Annotated in this window: 10 protein-coding genes and 1 tRNA gene; 3 read left to right on the plus strand and 8 right to left on the minus strand. The window is 65.1% G+C overall.

Translation table 11 applies throughout. The features are described 5' to 3' along the window. Positions 1-11 precede the first annotated feature (11 nt). The 5 genes from CFB50_RS07035 to CFB50_RS07055 all read right to left on the minus strand — a co-directional run bounded on the left by CFB50_RS07035 (position 12) and on the right by CFB50_RS07055 (position 5,540). The gene (locus tag CFB50_RS07035; RefSeq protein ID WP_089445359.1) at positions 12-1,376 is read right to left on the minus strand and encodes an MATE family efflux transporter; all 1,365 of its coding nucleotides are present in this window, start codon (positions 1,374-1,376) and stop codon (positions 12-14) included. Positions 1,377-1,386: 10 nt separating this feature from the next. Continuing rightward, positions 1,387-1,710: a DUF2288 domain-containing protein gene (locus CFB50_RS07040; protein ID WP_069247660.1), complete on the minus strand. Its 324-nt coding sequence runs from the start codon at positions 1,708-1,710 to the stop codon at positions 1,387-1,389. Positions 1,711-1,786: 76 nt separating this feature from the next. Beyond that, the gene (locus tag CFB50_RS07045; RefSeq protein ID WP_089445360.1) at positions 1,787-3,406 is read right to left on the minus strand and encodes an acyl-CoA synthetase; all 1,620 of its coding nucleotides are present in this window, start codon (positions 3,404-3,406) and stop codon (positions 1,787-1,789) included. A gap of 368 nt (positions 3,407-3,774) precedes the next feature. Then, positions 3,775-4,476 (minus strand): peptidoglycan DD-metalloendopeptidase family protein, encoded by a 702-nt coding sequence (locus tag CFB50_RS07050; RefSeq protein ID WP_089445361.1) that lies wholly within the window; start codon positions 4,474-4,476, stop codon positions 3,775-3,777. 152 nt (positions 4,477-4,628) lie between these two features. Next, positions 4,629-5,540, minus strand: a complete 912-nt coding sequence (locus CFB50_RS07055) for an aldose epimerase family protein (protein WP_089445362.1) — start codon at positions 5,538-5,540, stop codon at positions 4,629-4,631. Between the two features lie 477 nt (positions 5,541-6,017). Here CFB50_RS07055 and CFB50_RS07060 point away from each other — a divergent pair, with 477 nt between their 5' ends. Together CFB50_RS07060 and CFB50_RS07065 are read left to right on the plus strand one after the other, a co-directional pair. After that, positions 6,018-6,848 (plus strand): undecaprenyl-diphosphate phosphatase, encoded by an 831-nt coding sequence (locus CFB50_RS07060; protein ID WP_039347620.1) that lies wholly within the window; start codon positions 6,018-6,020, stop codon positions 6,846-6,848. Positions 6,849-7,016: 168 nt separating this feature from the next. Further along, positions 7,017-7,093 (plus strand) — tRNA-Arg (locus CFB50_RS07065). A 359-nt stretch (positions 7,094-7,452) separates the two neighbouring features. On the opposite strand, the gene CFB50_RS38585 is transcribed toward CFB50_RS07065, so the two are convergent. After that, positions 7,453-7,635 carry a hypothetical protein gene (locus tag CFB50_RS38585; RefSeq protein WP_143750883.1) on the minus strand — a complete coding sequence of 61 codons (183 nt, stop codon included), beginning with the start codon at positions 7,633-7,635 and terminating at the stop codon, positions 7,453-7,455. Positions 7,636-7,956: 321 nt separating this feature from the next. On the opposite strand from CFB50_RS38585, the gene CFB50_RS38590 reads away from it, so the two are divergent. Next, the gene (locus CFB50_RS38590) at positions 7,957-8,379 is read left to right on the plus strand and encodes a hypothetical protein (protein WP_144020638.1); all 423 of its coding nucleotides are present in this window, start codon (positions 7,957-7,959) and stop codon (positions 8,377-8,379) included. A 601-nt stretch (positions 8,380-8,980) separates the two neighbouring features. Here the strand turns inward: CFB50_RS38590 and glmS are convergent. Then, positions 8,981-10,798, minus strand: coding sequence for a glutamine--fructose-6-phosphate transaminase (isomerizing) (gene glmS, locus CFB50_RS07075; RefSeq protein ID WP_089445363.1), 1,818 nt, complete (start codon positions 10,796-10,798; stop codon positions 8,981-8,983). Positions 10,799-10,846: 48 nt separating this feature from the next. Continuing rightward, positions 10,847-11,929, minus strand: coding sequence for a hypothetical protein (locus CFB50_RS07080; protein ID WP_089445364.1), 1,083 nt, complete (start codon positions 11,927-11,929; stop codon positions 10,847-10,849). Positions 11,930-12,336: the final 407 nt, after the last annotated feature.

Consider the following 12,336-nt stretch of genomic DNA (forward strand, 5'->3'; position numbering starts at 1 on the left):
TCGGTCCGCCGTCAGGCGCGGGCCGCGGGCGCGTCGGCGCCGATGTGCCGCAGCAGCCCCGGCAGGTAGCGCGCCAGCGTCGCGCCGCGTGCGGCCATGAACAGCAGCAGCGCGAACCAGAGGCCGTGATTGCCGAACGTGCCGACGGCGGCGAGCGTGGCCACGACGAAGATCGAGAACGACGCGACCATCGCACGCATCAGCGATTGCGTCTGCGTGGCGCCGATGAACACGCCGTCGAGCAGGAAGCCCCAGACCGACACGATCGGCGAAAGCGCGGCCCACGGCAGGTAGCGCTGCGCCGTTTCGCGGATCTCGGCCTGGTCGGTCAGGCGCGCGACGATCCAGCCGCCGGCGGCCCAGTACACGAGCGCGAACAGCAGCGCGCCGAGCGCCGACCAGAACAGCGTGACGCGTACGGCCTGCCGGAACGCGCTGCGGTCGCGCGCGCCGGCTGCTGCGCCGACGAGTGCCTCGGCCGCATGGGCGAAGCCGTCGAGGCCGTACGCCATGAACGTCTGGAAATTCAGCAGCAGCGCGTTTGCCGCGAGTGTCGCATCGCCCTGTTTTGCACCGAGGTGCGCGAACCAGCCGAATGCGCCGAGCAGGCACAGCGTGCGCAGGAAGATGTCGCGATTGAGGACGATCAGCCGCTTGAGCGCGACGCGGTCGGCGAGGGCACGTACCGCGATCGGCGCAAGGCCGCGCGGCCGTAGCCGCCACAGCATCCATGCGCCGAGCGCGAAACCGCATGTGTCCGCGGTGGCCGTCGCGGCGCCGATGCCGGCGATGCCCCAGCCGAAGCCATACACGTAGAGCAGCACGGCGCCGATGTTCACGGCATTGATGAACACCTGCGCGACGAGCGCGAGCCGCACGCGCTGCATGCCGAGCAGGTAGCCGAGCACGACGTAGTTCGCGAGCGCGAACGGTGCGCTCCAGATTCGCGCATGGCTGTAGGCAAGCGCCGTGGTGCGGACGGCATCGCTGCCGCCGAGCGCGGAAAGCACAAAGGACAGCAGCGGCACCTGCAGCGCCAGTACGGCGGCGCCGAGTGCGAACGCGACGATCAACGCGCGCAGCAGGTTCAGGCGGATCCCGGCGGCGTCGCCGGCGCCATGCGCCTGCGCGACGAGGCCGGTCGTCCCCATCCGCAGGAAACCGAATCCCCAGAACACGAAATTGAAGAACAGCCCGCCGAGCGCGACGCCGCCCAGGTACTGCGTGCCGTCGAGGTGGCCCGCGACGGCCGTGTCGACGGCACCGAGGATCGGCTGGGTCAGGTTCGCCAGGACGATCGGGAACGCGAGCGCGAGGACACGCCGGTGCGTGACGGTGGCCATGCCGGCCCCGTGCGGTAACGCGGATTCGGACATGGCGGACGCGTCAGGCGCGTTCCTGCACGCAGACCCAAGGCGAGACGACGACCGCCCACAGCTCCGGGTTGCGCGCCGCGTAATCGGCAGCGGTTTCGGCCGGCATGCGCGCGACGAGGCCTGCCGACAGCCAGCGCGTGACCTGCTCGGCATCGTCGTCGGCAACGGCTTCCGCGACGCTGACGAGATCGAGGTCGCGTGCCACGGACAGCAGCTTGCCCTGCGCGAAGAAGCGTTCGAGATCGCACCAGTCGATCTTGGCGGTTTCGCCGAGGAGTTTGGCGTAGAGCGGGCTGTGCGACGCGCCCGCGTCGGAGTGGTGATCAGAGGACATCGTTTTCTTGGAAAGACTGCGTAGTGGCGCCACTATAAACCATCCGGCCGGGCCGGCGGCACGGGTGGCGGCCGGCCTACGCGTCGCGTAGCGCGCGGCGCACGATCTTGCCGGTCGCGGTCATCGGCAGGCTGTCGACGAACGCGATCGCGCGCGGATACTCGTGCGCAGCGAGGCGCGTGCGCACATGTGCCTGCAGCGCCTGCACGAGCGCAGCGTCGCCGGTGTGGCCCGGATTCAGCACCACGAACGCCTTGACGATCTCGGTGCGCGTCGCGTCGGGCACGCCGACGACGGCGGCCATCCGCACCGCCGGGTGCGTGAGCAGGCAGTCCTCGATCGGGCCCGGGCCGATCCGGTAGCCGGAGCTCGTGATCACGTCGTCGTCGCGGCCGACGAAGCGCACGAAGCCGTCGGCGTCGACCGTGCCCGTATCGCCGGTGAGCAGGTAGTCGCCGGCGAACTTGTCGCGCGTCGCGTCGGCGTTGCGCCAGTATTCGAGGAACATCACCGGGTCGGGACGGCGCACCGCGATGCGCCCTTCGACGCCGGGCGGCAGGGGCGTGCCGTCCGCGTCGACGATCGCGACCGCATGGCCGGGCACCGCCTTGCCGATCGCGCCAGGCTGCGCATCGAACAGCGCCGCGCACGACGACAGCACCATGTTGCACTCGGTCTGCCCGTAGAACTCGTTGATCGTCACGCCGAGCGCCTCGCGCCCCCAGGCCGTCAGCTCGGTGCCGAGCGACTCGCCGCCGCTCGCGACGGATTTCAGCGACAGCGCGTAGCGTTCGCGCGGTGCCGGGACGGTATGCATCAGCTTCAGCGCGGTGGGCGGCAGGAACGCATGGGTGACGCCGTGCCGCGCCATCAGCGCGAACGCCGCGTCGCCGTCGAATTTCTCGAAGCGGCGGGCGAGCACGGGCACGCCGTGATGCCATGACGGCAGCAGCACGTCGAGCAGGCCGCCGATCCATGCCCAGTCGGCGGGCGTCCAGAACAGGCGCGCGTCGCGCGGGAAGCACTGCTGCGACATCTCGACGCCCGGCAGGTGGCCCAGCAGCACGCGATGCGCGTGCAGCGCGCCTTTCGGTTTGCCCGTCGTGCCGGACGTATAGATGATGACCGCCGGATCGTCGGCGGCCGTATCGGCCGGCACGAAGTCGGGTGTTTCGGCGGCGAGCGCCGCGTCGTAGCGCAGCACGCCCGGCTGATCGGGCGCATCGTCGCCGATGCAGTAGACGGTATGCAGTGCCGGCAGCCGGGCGCGCAGCGGCGCGATTTTCGCGTAGCCAGCCGCGTCGGTGACGAGCGCAGCCGCCTCGCTGTTCGCGAGCCGGTATTCGAGCGCATCGACGCCGAACAACGTGAAGAGCGGCACCGCGATCGCGCCGAGCTTGTACGCGGCGAGGTGCGCGACGGCCGTTTCGGGGCCCTGCGCGAGAAAGATGCCGATCCGGTCGCCGCGCCGAAGGCCGGCGCGCACGAAGCTGTTCGCTAGCCGGTTAGAAGCATTCCTCAGGTCGTCGAACGTGATCCGGAAAACGTCGCCTTGCGCCGTTTCGTGGATCAGCGCGAGGCGTCCGCTGCCGTCGGCCCATTTGTCGCAGACGTCCACGCCGATGTTGTAGCGCGCCGGGATGTCCCACGCGAAGCGGGAGAGCAGGTCGTCGTAGCGGTCGGCGGCGGGCAGCATCGAGGTGTCTCCTGGGGGCGAACGTGGCGTCGCGCGAGCGGCTTACATCAGGATTTCACGCAGACGAATCCACAATGGCGTCTGAGGGTAGGGAATCTTCGTACTCGTCCAACAGCCACGGCTCAGTGCACGATTCCACAATGACGCATAAGATCACGAAAAAATCAGTGTGTGACCATGGATTTGCTTCTGATAGCTGCGGGGTTCAGCCTGATAGGAATCGGCGTACTGGTGGCGTTTGCCCGTCACGTCGATCCGTTGTCCGGCCGGTTCACCGGACGTCTGCGCAAGCGCTGACATCACCTTTCCCGGTTTTCACCGTGACGACACGCGATGCGTGCCGGCATCGCGTGTCGTCCATCGGGCGCTCAGCGCGCCGGCAGGTAGCGTGACGGGTTGATCGATCGGCCGCCGTAGCGCAACTCGAAATGCAGCGCGACCCGATCGCTGTCGCTGTTGCCCATCTCGGCGATCGATTGCCCTTGCGTGACCGACTGGCCTTCCTTCACCAGCAGCGCGCGGTTGTGCGCGTAGGCGGTCAGGTAGTCGGCGTTGTGCTTGAGGATGATCAGGTTGCCGTAGCCGCGCAGCCCGTTACCCGCATAGACCACCACACCCGGCGCAGCCGCGACCACCGGCGTGCCCGGCGAGTTCGCGATGTCGATGCCCTTCGATTTCGAGCCGTCGAACGTGCGGACCACATTGCCGGCGGCCGGCCAGATCAGCGCGATGCTCGTGGCCGGCTTGACGGCCGATTCGACCGGAGCGGAAGGCGCGGGGCGGGCCCGGCCGGCACTGCCGGTGCCGGTGGTCGACGGCGTCGATGCGGTGGTCGTGCCGGGCGGCGGCGCGACGCGCAGCACCTGGCCGACTTCGATCGCATCGGGGTTCGTCATCTGGTTCCAGCGCACGATGTTCGATACCGACGTGCGGTTGTCGCGCGCGATCTTGTAGAGCGTATCGCCGCGCTCGACGCGATAGAACCCGGGGCCGACAGGCGCGGAGCCGCACGCGACGAGCAGGGCGGCGCAGGCGGCTGCGAAGAGTCGCTTCGTTGTTGTTCCGAACATTGAACCTCGCAAAACCCTGCCGCGCGTGACGCGGCAGGCAACACAAAACATCCGATTTTAACGGGTTCGACCCGCGCACCGCAGTTTGGGCCGTTATCGGGGCTGCGGCGCTCCGGTTCGGCGCGTTGCCTGACGGCGTTTCAGCCTACGTATCAGCCGGCGAGCGGGAGGACGCGAATCCGCAGCGTGGCCGTTTCGGTTGCGCCCGACGCGAGCATGCGCAGCCCGAGGCCGTTGTGGATCGCATCCGGCAGGCCGAGCCACGGCTCGACGCAATAAAAGTCCGAATCCGGCTTCTCGGTCCAGGTCGTTACCGCATACCACGGGATCGAACCCGGCACGTCGAGCGCGATCTCGATCGTGCGGCGGCGGCCCGGCATCACGATGCGCACCGGTGTGGCCGGCACGCTGTCGAGGCAGTGGAAGCGGTCGAGGATGTCCGGATTGTCGAGGTGATAACGGGCTTCGCCCGGTTCGGGCGTGCTGATCGAACCGTCGGCCTGCTGCGCGCAACGATGCGTGGGCGGCAGCTCGAGCGTGGTTTCGGCGCGTTCGCCGTGCGGCAGCGCGAAATAGAAATGGTGGCCGGCGTAGTAGGGCAGCGGCGTGTCGCCGCGATTGGTCGTCGTCAGCGCGACTTCGAGCGTGTGCGAGTCGGCCAGCCGGTAGGTCGTTTCGAACCGGAAGTCGAACGGGTAACTTGCACGCAGCGCGTCGGTCGCGTCGAGCGTCATCGACAGCGCGGCGCCATCGGCCGACGGTTGCGCGGCAAACGGCAGGTCGCGCGCGAACCCGTGCATCGGCAGGTCGCGCACCACGCCGGCGGCGTCGCGCCAGCGGCCGAGTTCGCCGTCGACGCGGTGTCGGCCGAGGAACGGGAACAGCAGCGGGTTGCCGCCGCGCACGCGTGCGAGGTTGCTCCAGTCGGCCGTGTCCGGCCAGAAGATCACCGGTTCGCCGTCGACCTCCCATGACAGCAGGCGGCCGCCGAATTGCGGAGCGACCCGGACGAGCGACGGGCCGGCGTGAAGTTCGTGAATGTCGTGTTGCTGGAAGGTCGGCATGGCGAATCGGGTTGGGCGGGTGGACGGGAACGGCGCGCTCCATTATCGGGCCGTGGCGGCTCGGGGAAAACCCTTCTCGGGAAATCGCGAGTTTTTAAGACCGTCAACGGTCGGGATAATGCGTCTAAACCGGTGATGTTGCCGGGTCATGACACTTCGTGGAGGGGGCCATGGATCTGGCAATGGCAATGGGTATCGCCCTGTTCGGCATGTTCACCGGCAGCACGGTATTATTTTTCTATCAGCTCGGCCGCTGACGGCAATTCCTGCCGAAGTCGAAAGGCCCGCCATGCAAATGGCGGGCTTTTTGCTTTCTGGCTGCTTACAAGTTGCAAGCGTTTGTGTGCATTGCCGCAATATCCAGCCAAATGCCTTGGCGCAGTAATCCGGGCTCGGCATAATCGGGGCGCGTTTTTCGGACGCGCATCGCGTCGTCCGCTTCCCTTTCCGCTCAAACTTCACTAAAAGGACCGACGCGTGAGTCTCTGGTTTCTGGTATTCCTGAGCGTCCTGCAGGGCGTCACCGAACTCTTCCCCGTCAGCAGCCTTGGCCATACGCTGCTCGTGCCGGCGCTGTTCGGCATGCACATCGACAAGCACGCACCGCAACTGCTGCCGTTCCTCGTCGCGCTGCACCTCGGCACCGCGCTGGCGCTGCTGTGGTATTTCCGCGCGCGCTGGATCGCGCTGATCAGCGGCTTCTTCGCGCAACTCGGCGGCCGCAAGAACGACGACGGGCACCTGATGTGGGCGCTCATCATCGGTACGATCCCGACCGGCATCGTCGGGCTGCTCCTCGAGAAGCGGATCGAGCGCGTGTTCCACGACCTGCGGATCGTCGCGGTCGCGCTGATCGTGAACGGCGTGCTGCTGTGGCTCGGCGATCGCATCCAGCGCAGCCGCGCGCATCAGGCACCGGAGAAGATGACGTTCAAGCAGGCGTTCTTCGTGGGTCTCGCGCAGATCGGCGCGCTGATTCCGGGCTTCTCGCGCAGCGGGCTGACGATGATCGCCGGCAATGCCGCGGGGCTGACGGCGGAGAAGGCCGCGGAATTCTCGTTCCTGCTCGGTACGCCGATCATCTTCGCGGCGGGTGTGCTGGAACTGCCGAAGCTGTTCCATGCGCGCGACCAACTCGCCGATGCGCTGCTCGGCGGCGTGCTGACGGCGATTGCCGCGTACCTGAGCGTGCGGTTCCTGATGCGCTATTTCGAAGGGCGTGGCCGGCTGGCTTCGTTCGGCGTGTATTGCGTGATCGCCGGTGTGTTCTGCCTCGGCTGGTTCATGCTGCATCCGCAGCCGGTTTGATGCTGCGAACGTTGATCTCGCGTGATGTGGCGCGATGATCGGGTATAATTTCGGGCTCGGCTTCATGCCGGGCCCGTTTTGTTTCGGGGCATCGAGTTGGGCGGTTATGTCGTTGCTCGATGCCTCGTGTCAAATGCAGCCCGCGCCAGCCGTGTCTTTTCTCCCCGACCGCCCTTAGCTCAGTTGGATAGAGCAACGGCCTTCTAAGCCGTAGGTCACACGTTCGAATCGTGTAGGGCGGGCCAGCAATTTCCTGAAAGATCAACGAGTTTCGAGTCGAGCGCACCGTTTGATTGTGCCCCGATCAGCGCGCGGAACTGCACTCACCATGCTCAGAGTGTGCTCGCATTCTAGTTTGCTCGCGATGTTGCGTACCAATCGCAGACCGAAGTCAGCCTATTGACGAGAATATTGCGCGCAGCCAGATTTGTTCTGGCATCCAAGTACTGCTGGTTGGCGAATGCCTTAAGGTTGGCGATCAGTTCATGAAGGCGTTGGTCTCCTCTGTTGACCGTGTCAAGGCATCCTGTAAGCCGCGCCTTAATTTCGTCATTGCTCATTTTCTCGTGGTCGGAAAACGCTATGGCAAAGGCGCTATCCCTGCTCAATCGCCACAATCATGCCATTCAACATGTCCCGCAGCATGGGGAAATACCGCCATGTGTGAGGCTAATTCCCCAGCTAGTACCGTCACGAAACCGGCAATAGTCCTCTGCCAAGAAATGTTGAGGTAGCCGCCAGCGAGCACGCCAATGAACGCGATCAACGCTGCATTGCCGTCCACCATCATTTTTCCCGGGTTTGAATTGGAAGTTGCGGTATGTTGCGCAATTGAGTCAGACTGTGAGCGGATAATTCGAAACCATATTACGGGGGAATCGTGAAAGCGTTGATGTTGGTATGTTCGGCTGTCGTTGCTCTGACTGCGTGTAGTGAATCGGACCAATCGCCTACGGTATCGCCAGTGTCTAGCCCTAATGCGCCAGCAGTTTCGGCTGTTAGCGCGCAGCCGCAGTCAGCAGACGTTTGGATCGACCTTAAACCAGAGACATTCCGAAAGCAGTATGACGAGCTGGCAACGGCCGACGGGAATGATACGATCCGGCGGATGAGCAAGACAAAAGATGGAATCGAAGTAACGCTTAATGACGAACGTTTTCAACGAGGGATAGCTGAACTGAAGAAGCTCGATTTGGCGAATGGGCACTTTGAGAGCCAGCTCGGAATTCACCTCTACGTCAACAGTGCTGACAAGATTACAAGGATTGGCGTGGTAGGGGACCGATCCGATCCCGTCAATCTTATGCACTTTGTCGGTGCCGTGGGCATAGTCAATAACATGCTGAATCCGGGCTCGGATAAAAAAGCGAATACGGACTTTCTCGCGTCTCTAAGCCTTATGAGGGGCGATGCCGACGCGTCCATAGGGCAGCCGGTTTCAGCATTCAACCACGGCGGAGCATTCGCATGTATTTCGATGCCTTCCGAACAATCGACCAGTGTCGCCTGCGTTATGACGCCGCGCTCATAGTTGGTCGCCCGCTCCAGGCCAAAACTCGATAGAGATTTCTGCGCGGGACTGCGGAGCCGATGTGCGCTGGACAATTCAGCGATGGCGATGGGCTGGTGGACCGGTGAAGGTGCGCGGCGTCAGGAGATCGGTCGCGCTTGATCTGCCGATTGTCCATCCTCGTTACTTGCGCAATTTCTGCGCTCGCCACACTGCATACTGCACGGCAGAAAGCTCGCGTAAGGGCGTTCGCAATGACGGCGAAGGGCACGACATACCCGGTGTCCCTGCGGGCCTATAGCACGGCCGTAGCGACGCTGGACAGCGGTACGGTTCACGGCGTGTCCGTTTTCGTGACTGGCAATTACGCGGCACGCCGTTCCATGTCTATGTTTTCCCAGCAAAGGGACGCTAGCTCGCCCCGGCGCATTCCCCTAGCGACAGCATGCCTGATGAAGTCGTGCAGGTCCGGCGAGTTGGATGCAAGCTGCACCCAGCAAGACGCGGCGCGACACGAGCAACGGCCTTCCAAAACGTAGGTCACACGTTCGAATTGTGTAGGGCGGGCCAGCTTGATCCCTCGAAGACCTTCACCAGTCCGCCCCCGGTTTACCCAACCCCCTCACTCGACCGTCACCGATTTCGCCAGATTCCTCGGCTTGTCGATATCCGCGCCACGCAAACACGCCGCGTGATATGCGAGCAACTGCAACGGCACCACATGCAGGATCGGCGACAACAGCCCGTAGTAATCCGGCATCCGCAGCACCGACACGCCTTCGCTGTTGTCGATCCGCGTATCGGCATCGGCGAACACGTAAAGCTGCCCGCCGCGCGCCCGCACTTCCTGCATGTTCGACTTCAGCTTCTCGAGCAGCGCGTCGTTCGGCGCGATCGTCGCGACGGGCATCGTGTGCGTCACGAGCGCCAGCGGCCCGTGCTTCAACTCACCCGCGGGATACGCCTCCGCGTGGATATACGAAATCTCCTTCAGCTTCAGCGCACCTTCGAGCGCGATCGGGTAGTGCAGCCCGCGCCCGAGAAACAGCGCATTCTCGTGTTGCGAGAATTCCGCCGCCCAGCGCTCGATCTGCGGCTCGAGCCCGAGCACATCCTCGAGCGCACCAGGCAGCCGCCGCAATTGCATCGTGTAGCGCGCGAGCTGCGCATCGTCGACGTAGCCGCGCAGCCGGCCGAGCGTGACGGCGAGAATGAACAGCGCGACCAGCTGCGTCGTGAACGCCTTGGTCGACGCGACGCCGATTTCAGGGCCGGCCCGCGTCAGGAAGCGCAGGCCGGTCTGCCGCATCATCGCGCTGGTCGGCACGTTGCAGATCGCCAGCGTGTCGATATGGCCGAGCGCCTGCGCGTACTTGAGCGCGGCGAGCGTGTCGGCGGTCTCGCCGGATTGCGACACGCTCACCACCAGCGTATTCGGTATCGCGAGCGCGTCGCTGTAACGGTATTCGCTCGCGATCTCGACCTGCGCGGGCACGCGCGCGATCGTTTCGAGCCAGCGGCGCGCGGTCAGGCCGGAATAGTGACTCGTGCCGCACGCGAGAATCAGCACGTTGTCGATCTGCTCGAACGCCCGCGCGGCGTCGGGGCCGAATACGGCCGGGTCGAACAGCCCCGCATCCGGGAGGGTCGCGGCCACGGCCTTCGGTTGCTCGAAAATCTCCTTCTGCATGAAATGCCGGTACGGTCCGAGTTCGACCGCGGCCTGCGCAGAGGAAATGGTTTGTACCGCGCGCTCGACCGGCGCGCCGCCGCGATCGAGTATGCGCACGCCGCCCGGCGTCAACTCGACGATGTCGCCTTCCTCGAGAAAGATGAAGCGGTCGGTGATGCCGGCAAGCGCGAGCGCGTCGGAGGCGAGAAAGCATTCGCCGTCCTTCAAGCCGACGACGAGCGGTGAGCCGACCTTCGCACCGATCAGCCGCTGCGGCTCGTGCTTGCTGAATACGGCGATCGCGTACGCGCCGTGAAGCTGTGATGTCGCTGCACGCACGGCGGCGAGCAGGTCGCCGCGATACTGGCTGTGGATCAGGTGCGCGACGACTTCGGTGTCGGTCTGGCCGTCGAATTCGTAGTGTGCGTCAGAAAGTTGCTTGCGCAACGTTTCGTGGTTCTCGATGATGCCGTTGTGCACGAGCGCGATTTCGTTGCGCGAGAAGATCGGATGCGCGTTGCAGGTTGCCGGTGCGCCGTGCGTCGCCCAGCGCGTGTGCGCGATGCCCGTGCTGCCGGCGAGGCCGGTGGTGCGCACGTGCGCGTCGAGATCGGCGACACGCGACACACTGCGTTCGCGACGCGCCTGGCCGTCGACGATCGTCGCCACGCCGCACGAATCGTAGCCGCGGTACTCGAGGCGACGCAAACCTTCAATCAGAATCGGGACGATGTCCCGTTGCGCGACTGCGCCGACGATGCCACACATCACACGTCTCCTACCTGTCAGTCATCATGGATCGCGCACGCCGTTGCGTCAGCGCGATGCGGTTGCCGCTGCCGTCGTGAATCCGCATCGAGCGGGGATGACGGGCGCGGCCGTCCGGTGTTCGAATGCCAGATAAAGCGACTCCTCCAGTACGTTCCAGTGCGCGCCGTGCCGGTATGGGCCCGATCGTGCTTGCCAGCAGGCGACGGTGCCCCAATCGTTCATCTTGAGCGCAACCAGCGCGATCAAGCTCCACGGATAATCGGTGTTGGCGAGTTGCGGCCAGCTCTTGCCGTACTTCCGCATCCACTGCGCGTAGATCGTCTCGCCAGATTGTTCGGGTACCTGAATACCGGAAAGGAGCGGGAGGATCTGCGCGATCTTCGCCGGATAAAAACTCGTATCGCTGATCTGCTGCGTGCTCGCACGAAAGCCGGATCCGGTGCCGCGCCAGAAGACCTTCAGGATCGCGGATGCCAGCTGGTCGGAACGCTGGCTCCACGGACCCGCATGCGTGTAGTCGGCGCGTCGGACGTAGTACGCGGCGAGGGCCTGGAACGCGCTGTGTACTTCGACGTTGTCCATCAGCAATGAGACATGCAGCGACGACGAGATCTGATAGACGCCGGAGGGCTTGTCGAGCAGGGTGTCCAGGTGCGAACCGGCGCGGTTCAGGCTGAGTTCCCACGCGGCGGGCAAGCCGTCGGGCGGCGCGAAGCGGGCGAGCAGTTCGATCCAGGTCGCCATCATCGCGTCGTCGGTTTCCGCGTCGGCGCATGCGCGGTAGCGGCCATTCTTCATGCAGTAGCGATCGAAGCCGCCATCCTGGCGCTGGCGCGGCAGCAGCCATGCGATCCACGCGAGTGCAGCCTGACGGGCATCAAGTTGCGCGTCGGACGCGGCGAGCAGCGCCTTCGCCGCGAAATACGGGTCGATGCCGACGCCGTTCAGGCGCACGGTGATCGCACCGTCGGCGCGTTGGTACAGCCCGTTGAGGCGAAGTTCGGCGGCGCTCGCGTGCAGCGCGAAACCGCACGCAGCGATACAGCAGGCGACGTGCCACAGGCGACACAGCGCGACGGTGGCCGCTACGCGCGAGCGTACGGTCGGGCAAAGCGCGGGCCGGTTCATGGTCTTGGGCTCCTGCGCGGTGGTCCTGTGCAATCGTCGCCGGGCGCGGCGTTGGCCGTGTCGCGCCTGGCTGACGTGTCGACGTTGTGGCTCGGGTCACCGTAGTGCGGGTGAACCCGAGGCTGGTACCTATGTTTGCGTTCACGGGCCGGTTCCTTGCTTCGGAGCGGGAACCAGGCTCGTGGATCACGCGTACTTCGACAGGGCGCGTCGGCACGCTGGAGCACTCGTCATACGCCCCACGCGGACGCGTCGCGTTTCCTTCCTGTTTCGTTGCCCGGGCGCCCTCGTTCGTCCGCTGCCGGGCGAGTGTTTCGGGGCACACGTGTCCGTCATCAAGCAAGGCGTGAGCCATCGGCCGCGATGCCACGCGCAGCAAGGAGCGGGGGTGGAGGGTGCGCGCATGG

Origin of the sequence: Burkholderia sp. AU33423, assembly GCF_002223135.1 — a bacterium.
GTDB lineage: Bacteria > Pseudomonadota > Gammaproteobacteria > Burkholderiales > Burkholderiaceae > Burkholderia > Burkholderia lata_D.